This is a genomic window from Microbacterium sp. BK668, assembly GCF_004362195.1.
GTDB lineage: Bacteria > Actinomycetota > Actinomycetes > Actinomycetales > Microbacteriaceae > Microbacterium.
Map to the genome: position 1 here is coordinate 2,644,924 of NZ_SNWG01000001.1, position 26,634 is coordinate 2,671,557.

Below are 26,634 nucleotides of genomic sequence, written 5' to 3' on the forward strand. Positions count from 1 at the left end.
GCAAAGAAATGCCGGACTGCTTTGTGTGCGGGGTACAGAGTCATCCGTGCGGACGACGGGATGCCGGAGCCCTTCGCCGCGTCGCGTCGGTGCCGATCGAGCCGAGGATGAGAGCGGTCTGCAGAATGAGAGCCTCGCGCGGGCCCGTGGCATCCCACCCGATGACGTCCGACACGCGCTTGAGCCGGTATCGCACCGTGTTCGGGTGCACGAACAGCTCGCGCGCCGTCGCCTCGAGAGACCGGCCGTTGTCGAGGTAGCTCCACAGCGTCGCGACCAGATCCGCGCTGTGCTGCTGGAGAGGCCGGTAGATCCGCTCGACGAGCGTCTGCTTCGCCAGCGGGTCGCCGGCGAGCGCGCGCTCGGGCAGCAGGTCGTCCGCTTCCACGGGGCGGGGCGCATGACGCCACGCGCGCGCGACGGCGAAGCCGGCGAGGGAGGCACGTGCGCTCTGACTCGCGTCCACGAGCGCCGGGACGGCGGGACCGAGCACGAGGTGCCCCGTGCCGAACCCGGGCTCGAGCCGCCGCGCGATCTCGGGGAAGGGGAGCTCAGCGGTGAGCTCGTCGCTGCGGGCGGGCAGCTCGGCGCGCCCGAGGACGAGCACGAGCCGCGACCCCTGCACGCCGATCAGCACGTCGACCCCCAGCTTGCGCGCCGTGCGGCGCAGCTGATCGACGTCGAGCATCGGGGGGGTGGTGCCGACGAGCACCGCGACCTCACCGTGCCCGTGCCACCCGAGGGCCGCGATGCGGCTGGGCAGCTCCTCGTCCGCCTCACCCGTCAGGATCGAGTCGACGACGAGGGCCTCCAGTCGCGCATCCCACAAGCCCCTCGTCTCGGCGGCACGCGCGTACACGTCGGCGGCCGCGAATGCGACCTCGCGCGAGTAGAGGAGCATCGCCTCGCGCAGATCCTCGCTCTTGCTCGCGACGCGCTCCTCGGTCACCTCGACCGTGACGCGGATGAGCTGGAGCGTCTGCTGCAGGCTGACGCTGCGCAGCAGCTCGCGGGGCGCCGCCGCGAAGATGTCGGCCGCGATCCATGGCGTCGAGTTGGGGTCGTCGTACCACTGGATGAACGACGTGATGCCCGCCTGCGCCACGAGCCCGACGGCGGACCGCCGAGCCGGCGGCATCTCGGCGTACCAGGGGAGCGTGTCCTCCAGGCGCTTCATCGTCACCGTCGCGAGGTCGCCCGAGATGCGGCGCAGCCAGGCGAGCGTCTCCGTCTTGTCCATCGGCGAGGAAGGGGCGGGCATCCGCCGGATCAGCTCTCGCCGCCTGCGTTGCCGCTCGTGCCGGCCGTCACGTCGTGCAGGCGGTACTTCTCGATCGCCTGGGCCGCGAGGCTGCGGTCCACGATGCCGTCCTCGGCGAGAGCCTGGAGCGTGCGGACCACGACGGAGGGGCCGTCGATCTTGAAGAAGCGACGGGCTGCCGGGCGGGTGTCCGAGAAGCCGAAGCCGTCGGCGCCGAGCGTCGCGAAGCGGTGCTGCACCCACGGACGGATCTGGTCCTGGACCGCATGCATCCAGTCGCTGACCGCGATGACGGGGCCGGGGGTGTCGCGGAGCTTCTCGGTGATGTACGCCGTGCGCGGCTCCTGATCGGGGTGCAGGAAGTTGTGCTCGTCGGCGGCGAGGCCATCGCGACGCAGCTCCGACCACGAGGTCACCGACCAGACGTCCGCCTGCACGCCCCAGTCGTCACGGAGGAGCTGCTGCGCCTCGAGCGCCCACGGCACCCCGACGCCCGACGCGAGGATCTGGGCGCGGGCGCCCTCGCCCTCGGGGCTCGAGATGCGGTGGATGCCCCGCACGATGCCTTCGACGTCGACGCCCTCGGGCTCGGCCGGCTGCACGAGCGGCTCGTTGTACACCGTGAGGTAGTACATGACGTTGGGGTCGGCATGAGTGCCGCCGTACATCCGCTCGAGACCCGATCGGACGATGTGCGCGATCTCGTACCCGTAGGCGGGGTCGTACGAGACCGTCGCAGGGTTGGTCGACGCGAGCAGCTGCGAGTGTCCGTCGGCGTGCTGGAGGCCCTCGCCCGTGAGGGTGGTGCGTCCTGCCGTCGCCCCGATGATGAAGCCGCGCGCCATCTGATCGCCCGCCGCCCACTGGGCGTCGCCCGTGCGCTGGAAGCCGAACATGGAGTAGAAGACGTAGACCGGGATGAGCGGCTCGCCGTGCGTCGAGTACGACGTCCCCGTCCCCGTGAACGCGGCGACGGCGCCCGCCTCGTTGATGCCGACGTGCAGGATCTGGCCCTGCGGGCTCTCCTTGTACGCCAGGAGCAGCTGACGGTCGACCGACGTGTAGTTTTGACCGTTCGGGTTGTAGATCTTCGCCGTCGGGAAGTAGGCGTCGATGCCGAACGTGCGGGCCTCGTCGGGGATGATCGGGACGATCCGGTTGCCGAAGTCCTTCGCGCGCAGCAGGTCCTTCAGGAGGCGCACGAACGCCATCGTCGTGGCGACCTCCTGCGTACCGGACCCCTTCTTGGGAAGCGCGTAGGTCTCGTCGCCGGGGAGCGTGATCGGAACGTGGTGCGACCGGCGCTCCGGCAGGAATCCGCCCAGGGCGCGGCGGCGCTCCACCATGTACCGGATCGTCTCGTCCTCGCCTCCGGGGTGGAAGTAGGGCGGAAGGTAGGGGTTCTCCTCGAGCTGCTCGTCCGAGATCGGGATGCGCATCGAGTCGCGGAAGTGCTTGAGGTCCTCGAGCGTCATCTTCTTCATCTGGTGGGTCGCGTTGCGACCCTCGAAGTGGTGCCCCAGGCCATAGCCCTTGATGGTCTTCGCGAGGATGACGGTGGGCTGACCCTTGTGCTCGGTGGCGGCCTTGTACGCCGCGTAGACCTTGCGGTAGTCGAGTCCGCCGCGACGCAGGTCGCCCCAGATCTGCTCGTCCGTCCAGTCTTTCACCAGGGCGGCGGCGCGCTCGTCGCGGCCGAAGAAGTGGTCGCGGATGAACTTGCCGTCCTCGGCGCGGTACGTCTGGAAGTCGCCGTCGGGCGTCGTGTTCATGAGGTGGACGAGGGCGCCGTCCTTGTCGTTGGCGAGGAGCTGATCCCAGCCGCTGCCCCACACGACCTTGATGACGTTCCATCCGGCGCCCCGGAAGAAGCTCTCCAGCTCCTGGATGATCTTGCCGTTGCCGCGGACAGGGCCGTCCAGACGCTGCAGGTTGCAGTTGACGACGAACGTGAGGTTGTCCAGGCCCTCGTTCGCAGCGACCTGCAGCTGCCCGCGGCTCTCGACCTCGTCCATCTCGCCGTCGCCGAGGAAGGCCCACACCCGCGAGCTCGAGAGGTCCTTGATCCCGCGGTTGGTGAGGTACTTGTTCGTCATCGCCTGGTAGATGGCGTTGATCGGGCCGAGTCCCATCGAGACCGTGGGGAACTGCCAGTACTCGGGCATGAGGCGCGGGTGCGGGTACGACGGGATGCCGTCGGGGGCCTTGGACTTCTCCTGGCGGAAGCCGTCGAGCTGCTGCGCGCTCAGGCGGCCTTCGAGGAACGACCGCGCGTAGATGCCGGGGGAGGCGTGACCCTGGATGAAGATCTGGTCGCCGCCGGAGGGGTCGTCGAGGCCGCGGAAGAAGTGGTTGAAGCCGACCTCGTACAGCGAGGCGGACGACGCGTACGTGGAGATGTGGCCGCCGACCCCGATGCCCGGGCGCTGCGCGCGGTGCACGGTGATGGCCGCGTTCCAGCGGATCCATCGCCGGTAGCGGCGCTCGAGCTCCTCGTCGCCGGGGAACTCCGGCTCGTTCTCGGGCGCGATGGTGTTGATGTAGTCCGTCGTCGGGACCTGCGGCACGTTCAGCTGCAGCTCGTGCGACTTCTGCAGCAGGCTCAGCATGATCTCGCGGCCACGGCCGGATCCCTTCGCCTTCACGAGCTGCTGCAGGGACTCCTGCCACTCGGAGGTCTCTTCCGGGTCGCTGTCGAGCGGGCCCTGGGAGTACGGATCCTGATCGTTGACAGTCACAAGAGACCTTTCTTCATCTGGCAGGTCGTGCCAGGGATTCGGATTCGGATGCTGTCGGCTTTGTCTGCTTTCGACAACGCATCGCCCCTCAGCCTAGCGAGTCCGCAGGTGTCCGGATTGCCCGGCGCCTAGACTGTCCGGGCGGGCCTTTAGCTCAGCTGGTAGAGCGCCACGTTTACACCGTGGATGTCGTCGGTTCGATCCCGGCAGGGCCCACCGTCACCTCGTGCGGTCCTCACCCGCCCGCGGATCTCCGTCGCGGTCCTCGCGCTGGTGCGAGACGACGTGCGGCAGCGCGAAGTCCTCATAGCCGGGCTGCCCGAGCCGTGAGTGCCGTCGCGAGTACGCGAAGTAGATGACGAAGCCGATCGCCAGCCAGATGAGGAAGCGCAGCCAGGTCTCGACGGTCAGATTCAGCATCAGGTAGAGGCTGATGAGCGCGGAGAGCGCCGGCAGCCACGGACTGAAGGGGACACGGAAGCTGCGCGGGAGGTCAGGCCGCTTCCGGCGGAGCACGATCACGCCTACGGCGACGAGGACGAACGCCGAGAGAGTGCCGATGTTGACCATCTCCTCCAGGACGCCGATCGGCGTGAATCCGGCGACCACGGCCACGATGATCGTGACGAGGATGGAGATCACCCACGGTGTGCGCAGCCGCGGGTGGACCTTCGCCAGTCCCGCCGGAAGCAGCGCGTCGCGGCACATCGCGAAGATGATGCGGGTCGCGCCGATGAGGAGGGTCAGCACCACCGTGGTCAGGCCTGCCACCGCGCCGGCGGAGATGAGCGTCGCCATCCAATCGGCGCCGTGGTACACGAACGCGTTCGCGAGCGCCGCGGCCGGGTCGAGCTCCTGGTACGGCACCATGCCGGTGACCACGAGCGAGACGGCGCAGTACAGGAGCGTGCAGATCAGGAGCGAGGCGATGATGCCGATCGGCATGTCGCGCTGCGGGTTCTTCGTCTCCTCGGCCGTCGTGGCGACGACGTCGAAGCCGATGTAGGCGAAGAAGACGAGGGCTGCGCCGGCGAAGATGCCGCCGACGCCGAACGCCGTCGGCTCGACTCCCGAGAGGAACTGCAGAAGCGGCTGGGTGAGCCCCGACGCCGCTTCGGTGGGCTGAGCGGGCGGGACGAACGGCGACCAGTTCGCGGGACTGATGAACAGGATCCCGGCGACGATGACGAAGAGCACGATGAAGATCTTGACCGCGACGAGCACCATGTTGACGCGCAACGACTCCTTGATGCCGAAGGTCATCAGGGCGCCGAGAACGACCACGAGCAGGATCGCCATGAGGTCCACGGTCCCGCCGTAGCCGATCGCCTCGGGGATCGGGAACCCGAGCTGATCCATGAGGGTCCCGAGATACGCGCTCCACCCCTGCGCGACGACGCTCGCGCCGAGGAACATCTCGAGGATGAGATCCCAGCCGATGATCCACGCGAAGAGCTCTCCGAGCGAGGAGTACGAGAACGTGTACGCGGAGCCGGCCACCGGCACGGTGGAGGCGAACTCCGCGTAGCAGAGGGCGGCCAGGGCGCACGCGATCGCGGCCACGACGAAGCTGATCACGATCGCGGGCCCGGCGACATCGTGCGCCGCTCGCCCCGTGAGCGTGAAGATGCCGGCGCCGATCACCACGCCGACGCCGAAGACCGTCAGATCGAGGGCGCTCAGGGATTTCTTGAGACGGAACTCCGGCTCATCGGTGTCGGCGATCGCCTGCTCGACAGATTTCGTGCGCAGGATGCTCATCGCATGCTCCTTGACATCGGGGACCCGGCTTCGCATGCTAGCCCTCGACCCGGCACGGCGTCGACGGCCCGCGATAGGTTTGACGACGTGAAAGCCAGCCCCGCAGACCAGCGCCGCCTCCTCGATCTGGCCGACCTCGACGCGCGCATCGCCCGTGCCGATGCCGCTCGGAAGAACCCGCCGCAGGCCGCCCGGGTGAGCGAGCTGATCGCCCGCCGTCAGGAGCTGAGCCAGGAGCTGACGACGCGCCTGGGTGCGCGCGATGACCTGCGCGCCGAGATCAAGCGGATCGAGTCCGACGTCGCCGTCGTCGACGCGCGCCGCGCCCGGGACTCCGAGCGCCTCGCCGCATCCTCGAACTCGAAGGAGGCTCAGGGGCTCGAAAGCGAGCTCGCCTCTCTCGCTCGGCGCAAGAATGATCTCGAGGATGCCGAGCTCGACGTGATGGACCGTCTCGAGCAGGCCGAGGCATCCGTCTCCGAGCAGGAGGCTCTGATCGCCGAGATCAACGCGGAGGGCGGGCGATTGAGCGCGGAGGGCAAGCAGGCGGTCGCCGACGCGACGGCGGCGTTCGAGCAGGCGACCCGCGACCGGGCTGCCACCGCCGGCGCGATCGGCGCAGATCTGCTCGGGCTGTACGACCGTATCGCGACGCGCACGACCGGAGCGGGCCTTCTGCGCCGCGGCACCTGCGAGGCATGCAACATGGTGCTCTCGGGAACCGATCTGCAGGCGATCCGGCAGGCGACGCCCGACACGGTCGTGACCTGCCCCGAGTGCGGCGCCGTCCTCGTGCGCACGGAGGAGTCCGGCTTGTGACGGCGATCCGCCGGGCCGGCCGGACGGATGGCTGAGCCGCCGGCCTGGATCGTCCTCGGGCGTCTCGACGGCGTGCCCGCCGCCGCTCTGCTGGACGCCTCCGGTCAGGAGCGGGAACGCATCACGCTGACCGACGAGGGGCTGCCCGCGTGGGTCGCCGCAGCCGAGGCCGCCCCGGCGCCTCCGCGCTGGGTGTGGAGCGACGCGACCGTCTGGTACCCGCGTCTGCTGGCCGCCGGTGTCCGGGTCGGCCGCTGCCACGACCTGAGGCTCTGCCACGCGATTCTGCGCGACTCGACGCTCGTCCCCGCCGCCGAGGACCTGCGGCGGGCGACCCTGTGGGATGCCTCTCCTGTCGCCGACAGCGCAGGAGCGTCGACCCTCTTCGCGCTGGACGACGTCGAGGGGTCCTCCGGGGCCCCGGACGGCCTTCCCGCGGCGGTCGAGGAGTTCGGGCGGCAGCGCGACGCGCTCACGGCGGCCGCGGACCCGGGCCGGCTGCGGCTGCTCCTGGCGGCGGAGTCGGCCGGTGCGCTCCTGGCGGCGGAGCTCCAGGCGGCGGGATTGCCGTGGGATCCGGCATCCCACGACCGGATCCTGACCGAGGTCCTCGGGGAGCGTCCGGCGGGCGGCGGGCTTCCGGCGCGACTCCAGGATGCCGCGACCCGCGTCCGCCGGGAGCTCGGCGACCCCGGAGCCAGCCTCGACTCGCAGCCCAAGCTGCTGCGCGCGCTGCATCGGGCCGGCGTCCTGGTCGAGTCGACCAGCCGCTGGGAGCTGTCCGAGCACGACCACCCGGTCGTGGCCCCCCTCATCGAGTACAAGAAGCTGTCGCGGCTGCTCAGCGCGAACGGGTGGGCGTGGCTCGACGAGTGGGTGCACGACGGACGCTTCCGTCCCGTCTACGTTCCCGGCGGCGTGGTCACCGGCCGGTGGGCGTCCTCGGGCGGAGGGGCGCTACAGCTCCCGCGTCAGCTCCGAAGGGCCGTCCGCTCGGACCCGGGATGGCTGCTCGTCGTCGCCGACGTCGCGCAGCTGGAGCCGCGGGTGTTGGCCGCCATGGCGCGTGACGAGAAGCTGGCCGACGCAGCGCACGGCCGGGACCTCTACTCCGGCATCGTCGACAGCGGCGCGGTCGACACGCGCCAGCACGCCAAGGTCGCGCTCCTCGGCGCGATGTACGGCGCGACGACCGGCGAGAGCGGCCGGCTCGTCCCGCGCCTGCGACGCGCGTACCCGCGGGCGATGGCCCTCGTGGACGACGCCGCACGGGTGGGCGAGGAGGGCGGCGTCGTCTCCACCTGGCTGGGGCGCAGCTCGCCCCCGCCGTCACCCGACTGGCGCGCGTCGCAGGTCCGCGCGAGCGAGATGGAGGCCTCCCGAGCCGACGAGACCCGCGCGCGGCGATCGGCACGCGACCGCGGGCGCTTCACGCGGAACTTCGTCGTGCAGGGGACGGCGGCCGAATGGGCGCTGGCGTGGCTCGCCGATCTTCGCGGCCGGCTCGCCGCGATAGCTCCCGTCGATGCATCGGCAGCCGCTCCGCGCTCCGGCCCGGTCTTCCAGGCCGTTCCGCATCTCGCCTTCTTCCTGCACGACGAGATCATCGTCCACACCCCGCAGGACCGCGTCGACGCCGTGGTCTACGCGGTGCGCGAGTCCGCGGCATCCGCGGGCCGCCTGCTGTTCGGGAGCTTTCCCATCGACTTCCCCCTCGACCTGAAGGTCTCGCGGACAGCCGAGAAGGAGTGATTCCCCGCGGGGTCCTTCAGCCGCCGACGGTAGAATCGGGATCGCGAATGGGTCGGCCGGACGGTCGCGTCGCGGGCGGTTCGCCGCCTGCGCCGAGGAACGTCCGGGCTCCGCAGGGCAGGGCGGTGGGTAACACCCACCCGGAGCGATCCGCGAGACAGTGCCACAGAGAGCAGACCGCTCTCCGGTCCCGAGCTTGTCGAAGGGCCGGAGAGTAAGGGTGAAAGGGTGGTGTAAGAGACCACCGGGGCCGTGGTGACACGGCCCGCACGGTAAACCTCGCCCGGAGCAAGGCCAGACAGGGGATGACGACGCGGCCCGCCGAGTCCCCGGGTAGGCCGCTGGAGCGGCACGGCAACGTGTCGCCGAGAGAGATGACCGTCCACGGGGCTTCGGCCCCCGGACAGAACCCGGCGTACAGGCCGGCCCATTCGCCCTCTCCCGTCGAAGGCCCTCGACGTCAGCCGAGCGCGAGAGCAGCGGCCCCGATGATCCCCGCGTTGTTCCGGTGCACCGCCGCGACGATGGGCGTGTCGAGCTTCAGCAGCGGCAGGAACCGGTCGGCGTGCTTGGACACGCCGCCGCCGACGATGAAGAGGTCGGGGCTGAACAGGAACTGGACGTACTCGTAGTACCACTGCAGGCGACTCGCCCAGTCCTCCCACGAGAGCTCCTCGCGCTCCATCGCGGAGTAGGCGGCGTACGACTCCGCGTCACCCTTGTGCTTCGCACGCTGGACGTGACCGAGTTCGGTGTTGGGCACGAGCACGCCGTTGTAGATGAGCGCCGAGCCGATGCCCGTCCCGAGGGTCGTCAGCAGGACGAGCCCGTCATGGCCGCGCGCCGCGCCGAAGCGCACCTCGGCGATTCCCGCGACGTCGGCGTCGTTGGCGAAGTGGATGTCGCGGCCCAGCCCGTCCTCGAAGAACTTCTCCGCCTCGAAGCCGATCCACTTCTCCGACACGTTCGCGGCCGACAGGGTCCGGCCGCCCTTGACGATCGCGGGGAACGCCACGCCGAGGTGGACATCGGGGTCGCCGGAGACGCCCAGCGTGTCGAGGACCTCCTTGACGGCCGTCAGGACGTCCTGCGGCTCGGCGCCCTTGGGGGTCGGGACCTTGATCCGATCACTCTGCAGCACACCCTGATCGAGATCGACGATGGCCCCCTTGATCCCCGTCCCGCCGATGTCGACGCCGACCGCACGATTCGTCTTCGATGCCATGGGCTCAGCCTATCCAGCGCGGCCTGGCCGATCAGTAGGATCGATTCAGATCGAAGGGGTTCCCATGTCGGACGGCAGCGAGAAGTACTGGTACAACCTCACCACCGGCGAGGTGGAGAAGGGCTTCGAGTCGCCCGCCATCGACCGGGCCGGCCCTTTCGACACCCCCGAAGAGGCGGCGAACGCCCTCGAGACGCTTCGTGAGCGCTCCCGCGCCTGGTCCGAGGACGAGGCGCGCGAAGACGACTGGGGCTCATCCACCCGAGCCGGCGACCACGGCGAATAGTCCGGCCGCGACGGCCAGGGAAGGATCTGATGGACAAGCAGCGTGACTTCGTCCTGCGCACGATCGAGGAGCGGGGCGTCAAGTTCGTCCGGCTCTGGTTCACCGACGTGATCGGCACGTTGAAGTCGGTGGCGATCGCACCCGCGGAAGTCGAGGGGGCGTTCAGCGAGGGCCTGGGGTTCGACGGCTCCGCGATCGAGGGTCTGACGCGCTCGTACGAGTCCGACCTGCTCGCCCATCCCGACCCGACGACGTTCCAGACCCTGCCGTGGCGCGGCGAGATCGATCCCACTGCGCGCATGTTCTGCGACATCACGACCCCCGACGGGCAGCCCGCGGTCGCCGACCCCCGGCACGTGCTCAAGCGCGCGCTCGCGAAGGCCGCCGACGCGGGCTTCACGTTCTACACGCACCCCGAGATCGAGTTCTACCTGCTCAAGTCGTCGTCGTTCGGGGCCGACGGGCCGGAACCGGTGGACTCGGCGGGGTACTTCGACAACGTGCCCGGCGGCACGGCCCACGACTTCCGCCGCCGGTCGGTGCGGATGCTCGAGGACCTCGGCATCTCGGTCGAGTACAGCCACCACGAGGGCGGGCCGGGGCAGAACGAGATCGACCTGCGCTACGCCGACGCGCTCGCGACGGCCGACAACATCATGACGTTCCGGACGGTGATCAAAGAGGTCGCCATCGAGCAGGGCGTCTACGCGACCTTCATGCCCAAGCCCCTCAGCGGCCGGCCCGGCAGCGGCATGCACACCCACATGTCGCTGTTCGAGGGCGACACGAACGCGTTCTACGAGGAGGGCGCGCAGTATCAGCTGTCCAAGGTCGGGCGCCAGTTCATCGCGGGCCTCCTCCGCCACGCGAACGAGATCTCCGCGGTCACCAACCAGTTCGTCAACTCGTACAAGCGCCTGTGGGGCGGCGACGAGGCCCCGAGCTTCATCTGCTGGGGTCACAACAACCGCTCCGCGCTCGTGCGCGTGCCGTTGTACAAGCCGAGCAAGGGCCAGTCCTCGCGCGTCGAGTACCGCGCGCTCGATTCCGCGGCCAACCCGTACCTCGCGTACGCGCTCATGCTCGCCGCGGGCCTGAAGGGCATCGAGGAGGAGTACGAGCTCCCGCCCGAGGCGGAGGACAACGTGTGGTCGCTCACCGACACCGAGCGACGCGCTCTCGGCTACGCGCCGCTGCCCGCGAGCCTCGACCACGCGCTGGAGTACATGGAGGAGTCCGAGCTCGTCGCCGAGACCCTCGGCGAGCAGGTCTTCAACTACGTCCTGCTCAACAAGCGCAAGGAGTGGCAGGAGTACCGCACGCAGGTCACGCAGTTCGAGCTGAAGAGCAATCTCGAGATGCTCTGACCCGCGGGCGACGATGTCTTCGACCGAACGGTCCTCCGCCCTCACGGGGCTCGCCCGACTCGGCTTCGGCGATCTCGGCGAGGCAGAGAAGCTCCTCGGAGAGCTGCAGGAGACGCTCGGCGCCGACCGCGGCGTGCTCACCGAGAACGTGCCGCTCGCCGCGGATCCGGATGCCGCGCTCGGCGCCCTCGCCCGCGTGGTGCGCCGCGATGCAGGACCGGTCCAGGAGCTCCGGCGCGACCGCCAGGGCTGGCGGGCGCTCTGGGCCCTGCTGGGTGCGTCGTCGGGCTTCGGCGACTTCTATCTGCGTCACCCCGAGGAGCTCCCGCAGCTGGTGGGGGCTGGGCTCGCGCTGCCGTCGCCGGACGAACTGCGTACGCGCCTGCTCCATGCGGTGGGGGCCGTCGACGGCTTCGCCGCCGAGAGCGACGAGCGAGCCTGGATCGCGCTGCGGGTCCGCTACCGCACGCTGCTCGCCCGCATCGCCGCTTTCGATCTGCTCAGCGACGATCCCGTCGAGCGGGTGCCGTCGGTGGCGGCGATCCTGGCGGATGCCGCGGGCGCGGCGCTCGAGGCATCCCTCTGCGTCGCCCGCACCAAGGTGTCGGGCGGGACCGCGCCCGGCCTCTTCCCGCGGGAACAGGTGGCGGGTACGCGGCTCGCGATCATCGGCATGGGCAAGACGGGGGCCCGCGAGCTCAACTACGTCAGCGACGTGGACGTGATCTTCGTCGCCGGCGCGCGCGACGAGCTGCTGGACGAGGTGGGCGAGAGCCGGGTGGTCGACATCGCAACCCGGCTCGCGGTACAGACGATGCGCGGCGTGTCGGGCGCCGAGATCGAGCCCGCACTGTGGGAGGTCGACGCGAACCTGCGCCCCGAAGGCAAGCAGGGCGCACTGGTCCGCACGCTCGACTCGCACCTGTCGTACTACGACCGCTGGGCCAAGAGCTGGGAGTTCCAGGCGCTCCTCAAGGCGCGCCCGATCGCGGGCGACCCCGAGCTCGGCGACGCGTACGTACGCGCGATGCAGCCCAAGGTGTGGACCAGCGCCGCGCGCGAGAACTTCGTCGACAGCGTCCAGCGCATGCGCGAGCGCGTCACGGAGCACATCCCGCCGGCAGAGCTCGCGCATCAGATCAAGCTCGGCCCGGGCGGCATCCGCGACGTCGAGTTCACCGTCCAGCTGCTCCAGCTCGTGCACGGGCTGAGCGACGAGGGCATCCGCCAGCGCGGGACCCTCGACGCACTGGAGGCCCTTGTCACCGAGGGCTACATCGGCCGCCCCGAGGCCGCGGCCTTCTCCCGGGACTACCGTATTCTCCGCGTCCTCGAGCATCGCATGCAGCTGCGGGGTCTGCGCCGAACCCACCTCATGCCCTCCCGTCCCGACGAGCTTCGCGCGCTCGCGCGCGCGTCCAAGCTCGCCGGCTCCGGACCGGGCATCTGGGAGCTCTGGGAGTCGGTGAAGCGCGAAGTGCGCGACATCCACGTCCGGCTGTTCTATCGTCCGCTCCTGTCGGCCGTCGCCTCACTGCCGCCTGAGGAGCGCACGCTGTCGACCGAGCAGGCGCACGACCGCCTCGCCGCGATCGGATTCACCGATCCCGCAGGCGCTCTGCGTCACATCGCCGCGCTGACGAGCGGCCTCAGCCGCAAGGCGACGATTCAGCGTCACCTCATGCCCGTCATGATCCGATGGTTCGCCGACGGCGCAGACCCCGAGTACGGCCTCCTGGCCTTCCGTAGGATCAGTGAGCGCCTCGGAGACAGCCCGTGGTTCCTGCGCATGCTGCGCGACTCGTCGGCGGCGGCCGAGAGCCTCACCCGCGTGCTGTCGGGTTCCCGCTATGTCGGCGAGCTCATGGAGTGGATCCCGGAGTCGGCTGCGTGGCTCGACGACGACGAGCTCCTCGCGCCGCGCACGGGCCGCGCGCTGCAGGAGGAGGCCCGCGCTATCCAGGCCCGTCACTCGTCGATCGATGACGCGATGCGGTCGGTCCGCGGCCTCCGCCGCCGCGAGCTCCTGCGGACGGCGATGGCGGCGATCCTCGGCAGCATCACCGTCGAGGAGCTGGCCGAGGCTCTGACGACGATCACGGAGGTGACGATCCAGGCGACGCTGCGCGCGGTGCGGCGCGAGATCGTGCCGCCCGAGGACGCGTCGCTGGACTTCTCGGTCATCGCCATGGGCCGCTTCGGCGGACGAGAGCTCGGCTTCGGCTCGGACGCCGACATCATGTACGTGTACCGGCCCAACGACGTCGATCCGCAACGGGCCCACGAGCTGTCGCTGAAGCTCGTCGCGGCGCTGCGCAAGCACTCCGAGGACCACCGGGCGCCGCTCGAACTGGATGCCGATCTGCGCCCCGAGGGGCGCAACGGCCCGCTCGCGCGATCCCTCGAGTCCTACGCCGCGTACTACCAGCGCTGGTCCCTGTCGTGGGAAGCGCAGGCCCTGCTGCGGGCGCGCGGGGTGGCGGGGAGTGTGAAGCTCATCGGGGACTTCATCCAGCTCGCCGACCAGGTGAGGTACCCGGCATCCGTCGACCCGCAGGGCCTGCGCGAGATCAAGCGCATCAAGGCCCGCGTCGAGAACGAGCGACTCCCGCAGGGGGTCGATCCGGCCCGCCATCTCAAGCTCGGACCTGGCTCTCTCAGCGACGTCGAGTGGCTCGTTCAGCTGCTGCAGCTCGAGCACGCGCATCGGGTGCCGGCGCTGCGGACGACCTCCACGATGAAGGCGCTGCGGGCGGCGCAGGAGGCCGGTCTCGTGCCCGATTCGGCGAGCGACCGGCTGGCGGCGGCATGGCGGCTCGCGAGCCGCCTGAGATCGGCCAACACGCTGCTGTCCGGCCAGACGAGCGACGTGCTGCCCGCCGACCGGCAGCGGCTCGACGGCATCGGGCGGCTGCTGGAGTACCCGCCGCGCTCGGCGACGCAGGTGGAGGAGGACTACCTCGGCACCACCCGCAGGGCCCGCCGCGTCTTCGAGAAGCTCTTCTACGGATGACGCGCGCCGCCGCCTGATCCTGGCGCGCGGCTCGCGGCATCCACCGCGTGGACCGGTTCCCGGCGCGAGTCCGCGTCTCCGTCCCATCGAAGACGAGAGAGCCCCGGGAATCCCCGGGGCTCCTCGTCACTGCCAGCGGTCAGGTCACACGCCGAAGTACAGCTCGTACTCGAACGGGTGCGGACGCTGCGCGAGCGGCTTGATCTCGTTCTCGACCTTGTACTCGATCCAGGTGTCGATGAGCTCCTGCGTGAAGACGCCGCCCTCCAGGAGGAACGCGTGGTCGGCCGCGAGGGCGTCGAGCGAGTCCTGCAGCGAGTTCGGCACCTGAGGGATGCCCTTCGCCTCCTCGGGCGGAAGCTCGTAGAGGTCCTTGTCGACCGGCTCGTGCGGCTCGATGCGGTTCTTGATGCCGTCCAGGCCGGCCATGAGCTGCGCCGCGAACGCGAGGTAGGGGTTGCCCGAGGCATCCGGAGCACGGAACTCGATGCGCTTCGCCTTGGGGTTGGAGCCCGTGATCGGGATGCGGATCGCCGCCGACCGGTTGCCCGCCGAGTAGACCAGGTTGACCGGCGCCTCGAAGCCCTTGACGAGACGGTGGTAGCTGTTGAGGGTCGGGTTCGTGAAGGCGAGGACGGCCGGCGCGTGGGCCAGGATCCCGCCGATGTACCAGCGGGCGATGTCGGAGAGGCCGCCGTAGCCCTTCTCGTCGTAGAAGAGCGGCTGGTTGCCGTTCCACAGCGACTGGTGCGTGTGCATGCCCGAGCCGTTGTCGCCGAAGAGCGGCTTCGGCATGAACGTGGCGGTCTTGCCCCACTGCTCGGCCGTGTTCTTGACGATGTACTTGAACTTCAGGATGTCGTCCGCCGCGTGGACCATCGTGTCGAAGCGGTAGTTGATCTCGGCCTGGCCGCCCGTGCCGACCTCGTGGTGCGCCCGCTCGAGGACGAGACCGGCCTCGATGAGCTTCAGGCTGATGTCGTCACGCAGATCCGCCTGCTTGTCGACGGGGGAGACGGGGAAGTAGCCGCCCTTGTACGGGGTCTTGTTGGCGAGGTTGCCGCCCTCCTCGACGCGGCCGGTGTTCCACGCGCCCTCTTCGGAGTCGACCGAGTAGAAGCTCGAGTTCTGCTTCACCTCGTAGCGGACGTCGTCGAAGATGTAGAACTCGGCCTCGGGGGCGAAGAACGCCGTGTCGGCGATGCCGGTGGACGCGAGGTACTTCTCAGCCTTCTTGGCGACCTGACGCGGGTCCTTGGCGTAGATCTCGCCGTTGCGGGGGTTGTAGATGTCGAAGACCATGATGAGCGTCTTCGCGTCGCGGAAGGGATCCAGGTACGCCGTCGACACGTCGGGGATCAGCTGCATGTCGGACTCGTGGATGTTCGCGAAGCCACGGATCGAGGAGCCGTCGAACAGCTGCCCGACGGTGAAGAACTCCTCGTCGACCGTTGCTGCCGGGATGTTGAAGTGCTGCTGCACACCAGGAAGGTCCGTGAAGCGGATGTCGAGGAATTTGACGTCCTCGTCCTGGATGAACTTGAGCACCTCGGAAGAATCTTTGAACATTGAGGCTCCAGAGGTAGCGCATCGGGAAGTGCGACCCGTTCGCGCGGGTCCTCCTGCACGGTACCGGCGGGGGATTGCCCGTCAATGACACCATTGTTTCGGGCATGTTACGCCCGGCTGAGTACGCTGAGGGGGTGACGGAGACGAGCCAGCGGTATCCCGGAGAGCGTCTCGGGCTGCCTGAGCAAGGCAGCGGATCGATCGCGCGGCTCGGTCGCCGCGTCGGTGCGCTGTTCATCGACTACGGCGCCGCGTACCTCATCTCCGGCTTCTGGGGATGGGATCCGCTCGCCATCCTCACGATCTTCGCCATCATCCAGATCGCGTTCATCCCGACGCTGCAGGGGAGCCCCGGTCACCGGATCTTCGGCCTGCGCCTCGTGCGACTGGACGGAGCGTGGGCGGGGCTCTGGCGGCCGATCATCCGCACGCTCCTGCTCGTGATCGTGATCCCCGCCGTCATCTGGGATCCCGATCAGCGCGGCCTGCACGACAAGGCCGCGGGAACGGTGCTGCTGCGCGCCTGATCCCGCAGCCGCTCTCAGCGCGGACGCGGGGCGCGCACCCTCGTCGGGTCGATGCCCTTCGGGATCGGCAGCGACGCGAGCGACTGCGACACGGAGTCGACGCGCTTGATGACGGCGGCCTGCGTCGCGCGGTCGATCTTCTTGGGCAGAGCCTTGATCGTCGACGCGAGCTTGTCGATGGGGACCTCGTCCTCGCCGTGGCCGAGGTACAGCACGGTGATCGGAACACCCGACGCGACACGGGTGACCTTCGAACGCTCCTCGTTGACGAGGCGGGTGAGGCGACCGCGGGCCCCTTCGCCGACGATCACCACGCCGCCGCGCCCGATCACGCGGTAGACCGCTTCCTGCGTCTTCGGGTTGACGCCGACCGGCATGTCGCTGGCTGTCCAATTGCGCCCGAGCGACGTCGACAGCACGTGACCGGCGGCGCCCGGCATCCCATCGATCTGGCGATACATCGCCTTGGTCGAGAGCCGGGTCATCGTGATGAGCGAGAGCAGGATGCCGAGCATGACGCCCGTGACCGTCCACAGTGCGATGCTCCACCAGACCACGGGCGGGATGAGGAACCCGACGGCGACTCCCGCGCCGATCGAGAGCACGAAGATGCCCACGAGGAGCCAGGGAAGCCAGCGGAAGGCCTTGTGAGTGTAGGTGTAGAGGGTGCGCAGCTGCCGGAAGAAGTTGGGTCGCTTCTCGGGCGCGGTCGAACGGCCGGACATGCTTCCAGCCTACCTTTCGGCCGCCCGTCGGACCGCTCCTCCCCAGGCCCGCACGCACGCCTCCCTCTCCACCGCGGCCGCCGCCGATCGGCGCGCGCCGTGCAAGCCCCTCAGGGTGGAGAGGTGGCTCCCGACGACCCGCTCCTCACCGCCTACCGGGTGATCCGCCGGCTCGACTCTCCGGCCGACACGCCGTGGCCGGGACTGCTCGCACAGGACGCGAGCGGGCCGGTGCTCCTCGTCGACGTGCCCGACCTCGGCGAGAACTGGCCCGCATGGCGGGCCGCGGCAGACGGCCATCTGCTCGCACCCTTCGATCTCGTGCGGCGCGCGCAGGGCCACTTCGCCGCCTTCCGTCCGTGCGGAGAGAGGCTGGCGGACTTCCTGGCGCGACGCAGCGATGCGGCGCTGACCGACGGCGAGTGCCTGACACTCGCGGTGAGCGGGCTGCGAGGTCTCGCCGAGACGAGGACCCTCCAGGCGGACGATGCGATCGGAACGTGGTGGCTCAGCAGCGACGGCCGCCCCGTCTTCGCCTTCCGGAGTGAGGGGGAGCATGTCGGCGAGGCCACGCGTGTGCTGCTCGAGGAGGTGACCGCGGCCGCGTCTTCGCGCCTGGCTGCCGTGCTCGCCGAGGCGATCGAGGTCGCCGAAGAGCCGGCGCGGCTGGCCCGCTCGCTGACCCGCCTCGAGGATGCGATGTTCGCGGTCGCGGCGCCCGAGCCGCTTGCGACGACCGTCTTCGCCCCGCGTCGGGCGCGCGCGGCCGCCGCCGTCGATCCCGTCGCTCACGACGTGCCGGCGTCCGAGCCGTCGCTGCTGTCGAGGCTCGTGGGCATGGTCGACGCCGACCTCGCCGACGCCCTCTCGCGGGCGACGACCGGGCTCTGGCGCCGCGTGCGGGCGGAGCGACCCCCGAGCCGCAGACGGCCGATCCTCGTGGGCGGGATCATCGCCTGCGCGGTCCTGGCCGGCGGCCTGCTGTGGCCGGCGGGCGGACCGGCGACCGCCGAGGGAGGGACGGCGGATCCGACGCCCGCCCCCGGGGCCTCGTCGGTGTCCGACGAGCCCGCGGCGGCGGATCGCGCGGCGGTCGCCGACCCCGCCGCGGGGGTCGACGCCGAGGCGACCGCCGGGCCGCCGGTCTCTCCGCCGGCCGGCCTCGAGGCGACGCTCGACGCGCTGCTGACCGCCCGCGCGTCATGCGACGACGCATGTCGCGCCGCTCTGCAGGAGGACCCGTCCGCGGTGCTGGCGGCCGGTGTCGTGGATCTCCCCGCGACCGAGCGCCGGATCACCCTGCTCGACGAGTTCGGCGGCGCGGCGGTACTCAGGGTGGACGCCGTCGCCGGCGAAGCCGCCTCTCAGCTGGTCGTCATCGTGCGCACAGATACGTCGTGGGTGCTCCGCGACGTGCACGACGTCGTGGAGCACCCACGATGATCCGGTTCGAGCTCAGATGCCGAGGACACCCGCGAAGTCGGCCGCCTCGAGGCGGGACTTCACCGCGCTCAGGAAACGGGCGGCATCCGCACCGTCGATGATGCGGTGGTCGTACGACAGCGCGAGATAGACGTAGGAACGGACGGCGATCGCGTCCTTGCCGTCCACCGACACGACGCCGGGCTTCTTGACGACGGCGCCCAGTCCGAGGATCGCCGACTGCGGCAGGAAGACGATGGGGGTGTCGAACAGCGCGCCGCGCGAGCCGGTGTTGGTCAGCGTGAAGGTTCCGCCGGCGAGCTCGTCGGGCTTCAGCTTGTTGTCACGGGTGCGTGCCGCGAGGTCTGCGATCTCCCGCGCGAACTGCGCCAGGTTCTTGCCCGCGGCATCCTTGACGACCGGCGTCAGCAGACCGCGCTCGGTGTCGACCGCGATCGAGATGTTCTCCGTTCCGGGGTAGACGATCTGGTTGCCGTCGACCGTGGCGTTGATGATCGGGTACGCCTGCAGCGCCTCGACGGCGGCGACGGCGAAGAACGGCAGGAACGACAGCTTGTCGCCGGTCTTGGCCTGGAAGTCCGCCTTCACCGAGTCGCGGTACGACGCGAGCTTCGTCACATCGACCTCGACGACCGTCGTGAGCTGCGCCGTCGCCTGCATCGAGGCGACCGCCCGCTCGGCGATGACCTTGCGGAGGCGCGACATCGGCTGCGTCGTTCCGCGCAGCGGCGAGACCTCGAGCCGGGGAGCGGCTGCCGCGGCGGGGGCGGTGGCGGCGGGAGCGGCGGGAGCGGACGCCGCTTCGGCGGCCTTGAGCACATCCTCCTTGCGGATGCGCCCGCCGACGCCCGTGCCGGTGACCGTCGAGAGGTCGACGCCCTGCTGCTGCGCGAGACGGCGCACGAGGGGCGTGACGTAGGTCGGGACATCGGAGTCGTCGCCGGTCTGCGATGCGGGGGCGGAGGAAGCGGGAGCCGCTGCCTGGGGAGCGGGGGCGGCGGCCGGAGCGGGGGCGGGGGCCGGCGCGGGTGCCGGCTCTGCCGGCGTCTGCTGGGCCGGAGCCTCCTGGGCCGGCGCCTGCTGGGCCGGAGCGTCCTGGGCCCGCGCCTGCTGGGCCGGCGCCTCCTGGGCGGGCGCCTGCTGGGCCGGCGCCTCCTGGGCGGGCGCCTGCTGAGCCGGGGCCTCCTCCGCGGGAGCCTCCTGTGCGGGAGCTTCCTGCGCAGGAGCGGGCGCAGACTCCTGAGCCTCTGCCGCCGGAGCGCTGTCGCCGATGCGCGCGAGGGCCGAGCCGACCGCGACGGTCTCGTCCTCCTTCACGAGGATCTCCTGGAGCACGCCGGTGAAGGGCGAGGGGATCTCCGTGTCGACCTTGTCCGTCGAGATCTCCAGCAGCGGCTCGTCCGTCTCGACGGAGTCGCCGACCTGCTTGAGCCAGCGGGTGACGGTGCCCTCGGTGACGCTCTCGCCGAGTTCGGGGAGGACGACCTCTTTGCCGCCGGAACCGCCGGATGCGGCGGGGGCGGATGCCTCGGCAGCGGGTGCCGTCTCGGCTGCGGCCGGTGCCGATTTCGCGGGAGCCTCGGCGGGTGCCGCCTCGGCCGGGGCGGCTTCGGCGGGAGCTTGCTGGGCTTCGGCGGGCGCCTGCTCGGGCGCGGGGGACTCGGCGGGAGCGGAGGATCCGTCACCGATCTTGGCGAGCACGGCGCCGACCTCGACGGTCTCGTCCTCCTGGACGAGGATCTCTTCGATGACGCCGCTCACCGGCGAAGGGATCTCGGTGTCGACCTTGTCGGTGGAGATCTCCAGCAGGCCCTCGTCGGCCTGGATGCTGTCACCGACCTTCTTGAGCCAGCGGGTGACCGTTCCCTCTGTGACGCTCTCGCCGAGCGCGGGGAGGACCACGGATGTGCTCATGGGACTGTCTCCTTCAAGATGCCGATGTCGTGTCTAGCTTAGTGATGAGGTTCGCGCGCCGGGGTTCACAGGGCGTGCAGGGGCTTGCCCGCGAGCGCCAGAAAGGCCTCGCCGAGCGCCTCGCTCTGCGTCGGGTGGGCGTGCACGAAAGGCGCGATGTCCTCCGGGTGCGCTTCCCATCCGACAGCCAGCTGGCCCTCCGTGATGAGCTCACCGACGCGGTCGCCGAGAAGGTGGACGCCCAGGACGGGACCGTCCTTGTGCCGGACGACCTTCACGATGCCGGACGTGCCGATGATCTCGCTCTTGCCGTTGCCGGCGAGGTTGTACTCGTACGCGACGACACCGTCGGCGCCGTGCGCCTCCACGGCCTTCGCCTCGGTGAGACCGACGGACGCCACCTCGGGATGCGAATAGGTGACCCGGGGAGTCTGGACATCCGGGACGAGCACGGGGGACAGTCCCGCGATCTCCTCCGCGACGAAGATGCCCTGCTGGAAGCCGCGGTGGGCCAGCTGGAGGCCGGGCACGATGTCGCCGACGGCCCACACGTGCGCGGCCGACGTGCGGAGGCGATCGTCCGTCACGACGAACCCGCGGTCCAGCGTCACGCCGGCGTCCTCGAAGCCCATCCCCTCCGTGGCGGGCCCGCGCCCGACCGCGACCAGCAGGTAGTCCGCTTCCAGCGTCTTGCCGTCCTCCAGGTTCACGGTGACGGCGTCCGCCGTCTGGGTCGCGCCGGCGAAGCGGACGCCGAGCGAGTACGCGATGCCGCGCTTGCGGAACGCCCGCTCGAGGCCCTTGCTGAGGGCGACGTCCTCGACCGGCACGAGGTGGTCCAGGGCTTCGACGATCGTCACGTCGACGCCGAACGAGCGCCACACGCTCGCGAACTCGACGCCGATCACGCCGCCGCCCAGCACGACGGCCGACCGCGGCACCTCCCGCAGCTCGAGAGCCTGCTCGCTCGTGAGGATGCGGCCCCCGATCTCGAGGCCGGGAAGGGTGCGGCTGTACGACCCGGTCGCGAGGACGACGTCGGCTCCGACGTACCGGTCGTCGCCGACGCGCACGGCGCGGTCCGCCTCGAGGCGGCCCTCGCCCTGGACTACGGTGATGCCCCGCGCCCTGACGAGCCCCTCCAGGCCCTTGTACTTCTTCGCCACGATCCCCTCGCGGTAGGCCCGCACCCCGTCCGGGTCGATCGCCTCGAACGACGCGCGGACGCCGAAGGACGCCGACTCCCGCACGTTGTCGGCGATCTCGGCTGCGTGCAGCAGCGCCTTGGTCGGAATGCAGCCCCGGTGCAGGCACGTCCCGCCGACCTTGTCCTTCTCGATCATCACCACGGACTTGCCCAGCTCGGCCGCACGGAGGGCGGCGGCGTAGCCGCCGCTTCCGCCTCCGAGCACCACGAGGTCGAAGCTGTGATCGGTCATCGTGCGGCCTCCTCGCCGAGAAGATGGATGAGCGAGCGGACGGTCGCCGCGGTGGGTCCCTTGTCGGTGAAGCCGAACGGCCCGCCCTTGTTCATCCCGACGCCCGCGATGTCCAGGTGGATCCACGGAATGCGGCCGGCGTCGTCCCCCTCCGAGGCGCGACCCACGAAGCGGCGCAGGAACAGCCCGGCGAACAGCGATCCGCCGGCCGGATCGCCGACCTTGGCGTTGACGAGGTCGGCGATGGGGGAGTCGAGCTCGTCGTTCATGTGCTCGGGGAGCGGAAGCTGCCAGGCGAGCTCCCCGGTCTCGGCCGATGCGGCGAGGTAGCGGGCGACGGCCTCGTCGTCGCCCATGACGCCCGCGTGGCGGGTTCCGAGCGCGATCGTGATCGCGCCCGTCAGGGTGGCGATGTCGATGAGAAGGTCCGGGTGCTCCCGGCTTGCCGCGACGAGTCCGTCCGCGAGCACGAGGCGGCCCTCGGCATCCGTGTTGAGCACCTCGACGGTGGAGCCGTCGAGGAGTCGCAGGACGTCGCCCGGGCGCGTGGCACGACCGGAGGGCATGTTGTCGGCGATGCACAGCCACGCGGTGACGCGCACGGGAAGCGCGAGGGCCGCGGCGGCTCGCAGCACGGCGAGGGCTGTCGCCGCCCCGCACATGTCGTACTTCATCCCTACCATCCCGGCTGCGGGCTTGAGGGAGAGGCCGCCGGTGTCGAAGGTGATGCCCTTGCCGACGAGGGCGATGTGCCGCGTCGCGCCGTCGGGCGCGTAGTCGAGGCGCACGAGCCGAGGCGGCCGGTCCGAGCCCTGCCCGACCCCGAGGATGCCCCCGTAGCCGCCGTCGGCGAGCGCCTTCTCATCGAGCACCTCGACGATCACCGGAAGCTCGGCGACCGATGTCGTGGCGCGCTCGGCGAAGTCTTCGGGCCCCAGCCACTCCGCAGGGATCGAGACGAGATCCTTCACCAGGGCGACGGCGTCGGCCACGGCGATGACGGCGGCGACCTCGTCGCCGCCGGGCTCCTCGGAGCCGTGGACGCGCACGCGCTCCGCGCGGGACTTGGGGGCCTCCGACTTGTAGCCGTCGAAGCGGTAGCCGCCGAGCACGGCTCCCTCCGCTGCCGCCCGCCAGAGCGCCGGGTCGGCGGCGGGAGCGGCGACGGCCACGGTCGGAAATCCCGTGAGCGTGCGGATGCCGGTGCCGACCGCATCGCGCAGGGAAGAGGCATCCGGGGTCGCACCGGTGCCCACGATCGCGAGAGGAAGGGTCGTCGCCTCCGGCGCGAACGCCCGCTGGAAAGACCCCGCGGCGCCCGTGAACCCCGTGGCGAGGAGGGCCTCGCGGAGGCCCGGCCAGTCGTCCAGGCGGGGGGAGTCGTCCCTGTCGAGGGGAGGGAGAGCGAGGAGGATGGCGTCTGCGTCGGCTTCTCGGATCGGTGCGGTGGAGTACTCGAGGTCGGGGAACGACATGCCCACCATCCTATGGAGCCGTGTTCGCTGTCAGCGGGACGGCGCCCACCCGGGCGGCGGGACCGGCTCGTAGCATGGAGCCATGCCCCAGTCCGCACCCCTGTTCGAGCGGGCCGTCTCGGCTCCGCCGGTGCCCGCCGGGCTTCCCCTCGTCATCGCGCTGACCGGCTTCACCGACGCGGGAAGCGCCGTCAGCGGTCTCGTGGACTATCTGCGCGACGAGCTCGACCCGACCCCGGTCGCCGTGTTCTCGAACGATGTGCTGCTGGACTACCGCGCCCGCCGGCCGATCATCTCGTTCGATTCGGACCACCTGAGCGACTACCGCCCGCCGCGCCTCGAGCTCTCGCTCGCGCACGACTCGCTCGGCCGGCCGTTCCTCGTGCTCGCCGGGTACGAGCCCGACTTCGCGTGGGACGCCTTCGCGGCGACCGTCGTCGACTTCGCGCGGACCCTCGCCGTATCCACGGTCACCTGGGTGCACGCCATCCCGATGCCCGTGCCGCACACGCGGCCGATAGGAACGACCGTCAGCGGCACGCGCGAGGAGCTGACCGAGGCCCACTCGGTGTGGAAGCCGCATACCCAGGTGCCCGCGACCGCCGGCCACCTCCTGGAGTATCGGCTCGCCCAGGAGGGATTCGCGATCGCGGGCTTCGTCCTGCTCATCCCGCACTACCTCGGCGACACCGAGTACCCCGCGGCGACCCTCGCGGGCCTGGACAGCATCGCCGCCGCGACGGGCCTCGTCTTCTCGGGCGACGACCTGCGCGAGCAGAACCGCGAGTACCTCACCAAGGTGGACGAGCAGGTGGCCGGGAGCGAGGAGCTCTCGCGCATGCTCGAGGGCCTCGAGGAACGATACGACGCCTACATGGCCGGCTCGACCCTGGCGACACCGATCATCCACACGGGCGACCTCCCGAGCGCCGATGAGCTCGCCGCCGAGCTCGAGCGCTTCCTCGCCACGCGGCCGTCGGGCGACGACGACAAGCGGCCCTGAGGGGAATGCCGCGCGTCGCGCGAACGTTGTGATGAGTACGTCTCCAACCGCCCTCGACCGATCGGCGAGTGTGAGACAATAGATGACCTGACCCGTTGTCAACCCCTTTCCTGAGGCGATCTCAGAGCCCGGGGACTTGACAAGGGTCTTACTAGTGTCCGAAATCGATCGGGGGGCGCCGGACGCAGCGCCCGCCGATGAAAGGCGAAACGTGACCTCGAGCACGAAGACCACACCTCGATCCCGAGCAGCGCAGGACACCGAGGCAGAGACCCCCGCCGAGGAGGTCGTGACCAAGCCCGCCGCCAAGCGCGCGGCGAAGACGGCGGCGAAGGCCGGATCCAAGACGAAGGCCCCGTCGAAGGCGAGCAAGGCCACGGCCAAGGACGATGAGTCCGCTGACGACGAGGAGATCGACGACGACGTCGAGCTCGACACCGACGACGAGATCGGGGACGACGTCGAGGACGAGGCGGACGTCGCGGCGGAGGACGACTCCGACGACGACACCGCTGCCGCTCCCGCCGCGCGCGCGAAGGCGACCTCCTCCACGGATGCCGAGTCCTCGGACGAGGAGGACGACGAGGAGGAGGGCAAGACCGCCCCGGTCTTCACCGAGCCCCTGCCGACCGGCGCCATCGTCATCTCGTCGAGCGACGAGGACGACATCCCCGTCTACTCCACGCAGATCACGGGCGCGACGGCCGACCCCGTCAAGGACTACCTGAAGCAGATCGGCAAGGTCCCGCTGCTGAACGCGGCCGAAGAGGTCGAGCTCGCGATGCGCATCGAGGCGGGCCTGTTCGCCGAGGAGAAGCTGTCGCACATGTCGGCGGCCGAGAAGTCGTCGCAGCTGGGCCTGGACCTGCAGTGGGTCGCACGTGATGGCCAGCGCGCCAAGAGCCACCTGCTCGGCGCCAACCTGCGCCTCGTCGTGTCGCTCGCCAAGCGCTACACCGGCCGCGGCATGCAGTTCCTGGACCTCATCCAGGAGGGCAACCTCGGTCTGATCCGCGCCGTGGAGAAGTTCGACTACACCAAGGGCTTCAAGTTCTCGACTTACGCGACGTGGTGGATCCGCCAGGCCATCACGCGCGCCATGGCCGACCAGGCCCGCACGATCCGCATCCCCGTGCACATGGTCGAGGTCATCAACAAGCTCGCGCGCGTGCAGCGGCAGATGCTGCAGGACCTCGGCCGCGAACCCACGCCGGAGGAGCTGAGCCGCGAGCTCGACATGACCCCCGAGAAGGTCATCGAGGTGCAGAAGTACGGCCGCGAGCCGATCTCGCTGCACACGCCCCTCGGCGAGGACGGCGACAGCGAGTTCGGCGATCTGATCGAGGACACCGAGGCGGTGGTCCCCGCCGATGCGGTGGGCTTCACGATGCTGCAGCGTCAGCTCGAGTCGCTCCTCGACTCCCTCTCCGAGCGGGAGGCGGGCGTCATCCGCATGCGCTTCGGTCTCGGCGACGGCCAGCCGAAGACGCTCGACCAGATCGGCGACACCTTCGGCGTCACGCGCGAGCGCATCCGCCAGATCGAGTCGAAGACGATGGCCAAGCTCCGGCATCCCTCGCGATCGCAGTCTCTCCGGGACTACCTCGAATGAGCGGCGAGGCCAACGCCGGCAAGGCGCTGACCGTCGATCTCGAGGGCGCGAGCTTCTCCCGCATTCCCATCAGGACGCGCGTGGTCATGCCCGGAGACGATCTCGACGCGTTCGTGCGCGAGTACGCGGGCGATCTCGTTCGGCCGGGCGACACGCTTTTCGTCACCGAGAAGATCGTCGCGATCACGCAGGGGCGCTCGTTCCCGATCGACTCGATCAAGCCGCGGCGGCTCGCGTTCTTCCTGTCGCGGTTCGTCGTCAAGACGCCCTACGGCATCGGGCTCGGCATGCCCGAGACGATGGAGATGGCGCTGCGGGAGTGCGGGACGCCCCGGATCCTCCTGGCCGCCGCCGTCTCGGCCGTCACGAAGCTGTTCGGCCGGCGCGGCGACTTCTACCGCATCGCCGGTGACAAGGCGCGCGCGATCGACGGTCCGACGAGCGGGACCATCCCGCCCTACAACAAGGCGGTCGTCCTCGGCCCCGAGAAGCCCCGCGAGGTCGCACAGCGCCTGAAGGCGCTGCTCGGCGGCGTGCCCGAGGTCGCCGTCGTGGACATCAACGACATCGGCGGCAACATCCTGGGCTCGACGCTGACGAAGGACGCCGACCGGCAGCTCGTCGCGATCCTGCGGGACAATCCGCTCGGCCAGGGGCATCAATCGACGCCGCTCGGGATCGTCCGGCGGTCCTCCGCCGGCTGAG

The 26,634-nt window shown here is 70.3% G+C and carries 19 protein-coding genes, 1 tRNA gene and 1 other RNA gene; 12 read left to right on the plus strand and 9 right to left on the minus strand.

Translation table 11 applies throughout. The features are described from left to right. Window positions 1-40 precede the first annotated feature (40 nt). Together EV279_RS11855 and aceE are read right to left on the minus strand one after the other, a co-directional pair. Window positions 41-1,261: a PucR family transcriptional regulator gene (locus EV279_RS11855; protein WP_133543720.1), complete on the minus strand. Its 1,221-nt coding sequence runs from the start codon at window positions 1,259-1,261 to the stop codon at window positions 41-43. 8 nt (window positions 1,262-1,269) lie between these two features. Beyond that, the gene (aceE, locus tag EV279_RS11860; RefSeq protein ID WP_133543722.1) at window positions 1,270-3,999 is read right to left on the minus strand and encodes a pyruvate dehydrogenase (acetyl-transferring), homodimeric type; all 2,730 of its coding nucleotides are present in this window, start codon (window positions 3,997-3,999) and stop codon (window positions 1,270-1,272) included. A gap of 143 nt (window positions 4,000-4,142) precedes the next feature. On the opposite strand from aceE, the gene EV279_RS11865 reads away from it, so the two are divergent. Next, window positions 4,143-4,215, plus strand: a tRNA-Val gene (locus tag EV279_RS11865). Between the two features lie 3 nt (window positions 4,216-4,218). Here EV279_RS11865 and EV279_RS11870 read toward each other — a convergent pair. Next, window positions 4,219-5,760 (minus strand): amino acid permease, encoded by a 1,542-nt coding sequence (locus EV279_RS11870; protein WP_133543724.1) that lies wholly within the window; start codon window positions 5,758-5,760, stop codon window positions 4,219-4,221. Window positions 5,761-5,847: 87 nt separating this feature from the next. On the opposite strand from EV279_RS11870, the gene EV279_RS11875 reads away from it, so the two are divergent. The 3 genes from EV279_RS11875 to rnpB all read left to right on the plus strand — a co-directional run bounded on the left by EV279_RS11875 (window position 5,848) and on the right by rnpB (window position 8,765). Beyond that, window positions 5,848-6,579: a C4-type zinc ribbon domain-containing protein gene (locus tag EV279_RS11875; RefSeq protein ID WP_133543726.1), complete on the plus strand. Its 732-nt coding sequence runs from the start codon at window positions 5,848-5,850 to the stop codon at window positions 6,577-6,579. Between the two features lie 27 nt (window positions 6,580-6,606). Then, window positions 6,607-8,331, plus strand: a complete 1,725-nt coding sequence (locus EV279_RS11880; protein ID WP_133543728.1) for a bifunctional 3'-5' exonuclease/DNA polymerase — start codon at window positions 6,607-6,609, stop codon at window positions 8,329-8,331. A 48-nt stretch (window positions 8,332-8,379) separates the two neighbouring features. Beyond that, window positions 8,380-8,765, plus strand: an RNA gene (rnpB, locus tag EV279_RS11885) — RNase P RNA component class A. Between the two features lie 26 nt (window positions 8,766-8,791). Here rnpB and ppgK read toward each other — a convergent pair. Continuing rightward, a complete protein-coding gene (gene ppgK / locus EV279_RS11890; RefSeq protein ID WP_133543730.1) occupies window positions 8,792-9,556 on the minus strand; it encodes a polyphosphate--glucose phosphotransferase in 765 nt (254 codons plus the stop codon). A 64-nt stretch (window positions 9,557-9,620) separates the two neighbouring features. Here ppgK and EV279_RS11895 point away from each other — a divergent pair, with 64 nt between their 5' ends. From EV279_RS11895 to EV279_RS11905, 3 genes are read left to right on the plus strand one after another with little or no spacing between them, the layout of a single operon-like run. Further along, complete coding sequence (locus EV279_RS11895) at window positions 9,621-9,842, plus strand: SPOR domain-containing protein (RefSeq protein ID WP_133543732.1); 222 nt, start codon at window positions 9,621-9,623, stop codon at window positions 9,840-9,842. A gap of 29 nt (window positions 9,843-9,871) precedes the next feature. Beyond that, window positions 9,872-11,209 carry a type I glutamate--ammonia ligase gene (glnA, locus tag EV279_RS11900; protein WP_133543734.1) on the plus strand — a complete coding sequence of 446 codons (1,338 nt, stop codon included), beginning with the start codon at window positions 9,872-9,874 and terminating at the stop codon, window positions 11,207-11,209. 13 nt (window positions 11,210-11,222) lie between these two features. Beyond that, window positions 11,223-14,222, plus strand: coding sequence for a bifunctional [glutamine synthetase] adenylyltransferase/[glutamine synthetase]-adenylyl-L-tyrosine phosphorylase (locus EV279_RS11905; RefSeq protein ID WP_133543736.1), 3,000 nt, complete (start codon window positions 11,223-11,225; stop codon window positions 14,220-14,222). Window positions 14,223-14,366: 144 nt separating this feature from the next. On the opposite strand, the gene glnA (EV279_RS11910) is transcribed toward EV279_RS11905, so the two are convergent. After that, window positions 14,367-15,791, minus strand: coding sequence for a type I glutamate--ammonia ligase (gene glnA / locus EV279_RS11910; protein ID WP_133543738.1), 1,425 nt, complete (start codon window positions 15,789-15,791; stop codon window positions 14,367-14,369). 134 nt (window positions 15,792-15,925) lie between these two features. Between glnA (EV279_RS11910) and EV279_RS11915 the strand changes: the two genes are divergently transcribed. After that, on the plus strand, window positions 15,926-16,318 hold the full coding sequence (locus EV279_RS11915; RefSeq protein ID WP_243728549.1) for an RDD family protein: 393 nt from the start codon (window positions 15,926-15,928) through the stop codon (window positions 16,316-16,318). Window positions 16,319-16,332: 14 nt separating this feature from the next. On the opposite strand, the gene EV279_RS11920 is transcribed toward EV279_RS11915, so the two are convergent. Further along, window positions 16,333-17,043, minus strand: a complete 711-nt coding sequence (locus EV279_RS11920) for a DUF4191 domain-containing protein (protein WP_133543742.1) — start codon at window positions 17,041-17,043, stop codon at window positions 16,333-16,335. A 123-nt stretch (window positions 17,044-17,166) separates the two neighbouring features. Between EV279_RS11920 and EV279_RS11925 the strand changes: the two genes are divergently transcribed. After that, window positions 17,167-18,486, plus strand: a complete 1,320-nt coding sequence (locus EV279_RS11925) for a hypothetical protein (protein WP_133543744.1) — start codon at window positions 17,167-17,169, stop codon at window positions 18,484-18,486. 12 nt (window positions 18,487-18,498) lie between these two features. On the opposite strand, the gene sucB is transcribed toward EV279_RS11925, so the two are convergent. The 3 genes from sucB to EV279_RS11940 form a co-directional block, all read right to left on the minus strand. Then, window positions 18,499-20,400 (minus strand): 2-oxoglutarate dehydrogenase, E2 component, dihydrolipoamide succinyltransferase, encoded by a 1,902-nt coding sequence (sucB, locus tag EV279_RS11930; RefSeq protein ID WP_133543746.1) that lies wholly within the window; start codon window positions 20,398-20,400, stop codon window positions 18,499-18,501. 65 nt (window positions 20,401-20,465) lie between these two features. Further along, entirely contained in the window at window positions 20,466-21,839 is a 1,374-nt protein-coding gene (gene lpdA, locus EV279_RS11935) for a dihydrolipoyl dehydrogenase (protein ID WP_133543748.1), read from the minus strand. Next, the gene (locus EV279_RS11940; protein ID WP_133543750.1) at window positions 21,836-23,314 is read right to left on the minus strand and encodes a leucyl aminopeptidase; all 1,479 of its coding nucleotides are present in this window, start codon (window positions 23,312-23,314) and stop codon (window positions 21,836-21,838) included. Before EV279_RS11940 ends, lpdA begins: the two co-directional genes overlap by 4 nt. An 82-nt stretch (window positions 23,315-23,396) precedes the next feature. Between EV279_RS11940 and EV279_RS11945 the strand changes: the two genes are divergently transcribed. From EV279_RS11945 to EV279_RS11955, 3 genes are all read left to right on the plus strand, one after another. Continuing rightward, entirely contained in the window at window positions 23,397-24,317 is a 921-nt protein-coding gene (locus EV279_RS11945) for a PAC2 family protein (protein ID WP_133543752.1), read from the plus strand. Between the two features lie 211 nt (window positions 24,318-24,528). Then, window positions 24,529-25,929, plus strand: a complete 1,401-nt coding sequence (locus EV279_RS11950; protein WP_243728550.1) for an RNA polymerase sigma factor — start codon at window positions 24,529-24,531, stop codon at window positions 25,927-25,929. Next, window positions 25,926-26,633, plus strand: a complete 708-nt coding sequence (locus tag EV279_RS11955) for a coenzyme F420-0:L-glutamate ligase (RefSeq protein WP_133543754.1) — start codon at window positions 25,926-25,928, stop codon at window positions 26,631-26,633. The genes EV279_RS11950 and EV279_RS11955 overlap by 4 nt, the downstream gene beginning before the upstream one ends. Window position 26,634: the final 1 nt, after the last annotated feature.

Coding starts and splice junctions, on each gene's coding strand:
- lpdA (WP_133543748.1), bottom strand. CDS start 21,839: ATGACCGATCACAGCTTCGACCTCGTGGTGCTCGGAGGCGGAAGCGGC.
- glnA (WP_133543734.1), top strand. CDS start 9,872: ATGGACAAGCAGCGTGACTTCGTCCTGCGCACGATCGAGGAGCGGGGC.
- EV279_RS11895 (WP_133543732.1), top strand. CDS start 9,621: ATGTCGGACGGCAGCGAGAAGTACTGGTACAACCTCACCACCGGCGAG.
- EV279_RS11880 (WP_133543728.1), top strand. CDS start 6,607: ATGGCTGAGCCGCCGGCCTGGATCGTCCTCGGGCGTCTCGACGGCGTG.
- sucB (WP_133543746.1), bottom strand. CDS start 20,400: ATGAGCACATCCGTGGTCCTCCCCGCGCTCGGCGAGAGCGTCACAGAG.
- EV279_RS11955 (WP_133543754.1), top strand. CDS start 25,926: ATGAGCGGCGAGGCCAACGCCGGCAAGGCGCTGACCGTCGATCTCGAG.
- EV279_RS11945 (WP_133543752.1), top strand. CDS start 23,397: ATGCCCCAGTCCGCACCCCTGTTCGAGCGGGCCGTCTCGGCTCCGCCG.
- EV279_RS11855 (WP_133543720.1), bottom strand. CDS start 1,261: ATGCCCGCCCCTTCCTCGCCGATGGACAAGACGGAGACGCTCGCCTGG.
- EV279_RS11940 (WP_133543750.1), bottom strand. CDS start 23,314: ATGTCGTTCCCCGACCTCGAGTACTCCACCGCACCGATCCGAGAAGCC.
- EV279_RS11870 (WP_133543724.1), bottom strand. CDS start 5,760: ATGAGCATCCTGCGCACGAAATCTGTCGAGCAGGCGATCGCCGACACC.
- EV279_RS11905 (WP_133543736.1), top strand. CDS start 11,223: ATGTCTTCGACCGAACGGTCCTCCGCCCTCACGGGGCTCGCCCGACTC.
- glnA (WP_133543738.1), bottom strand. CDS start 15,791: ATGTTCAAAGATTCTTCCGAGGTGCTCAAGTTCATCCAGGACGAGGAC.
- EV279_RS11920 (WP_133543742.1), bottom strand. CDS start 17,043: ATGTCCGGCCGTTCGACCGCGCCCGAGAAGCGACCCAACTTCTTCCGG.
- ppgK (WP_133543730.1), bottom strand. CDS start 9,556: ATGGCATCGAAGACGAATCGTGCGGTCGGCGTCGACATCGGCGGGACG.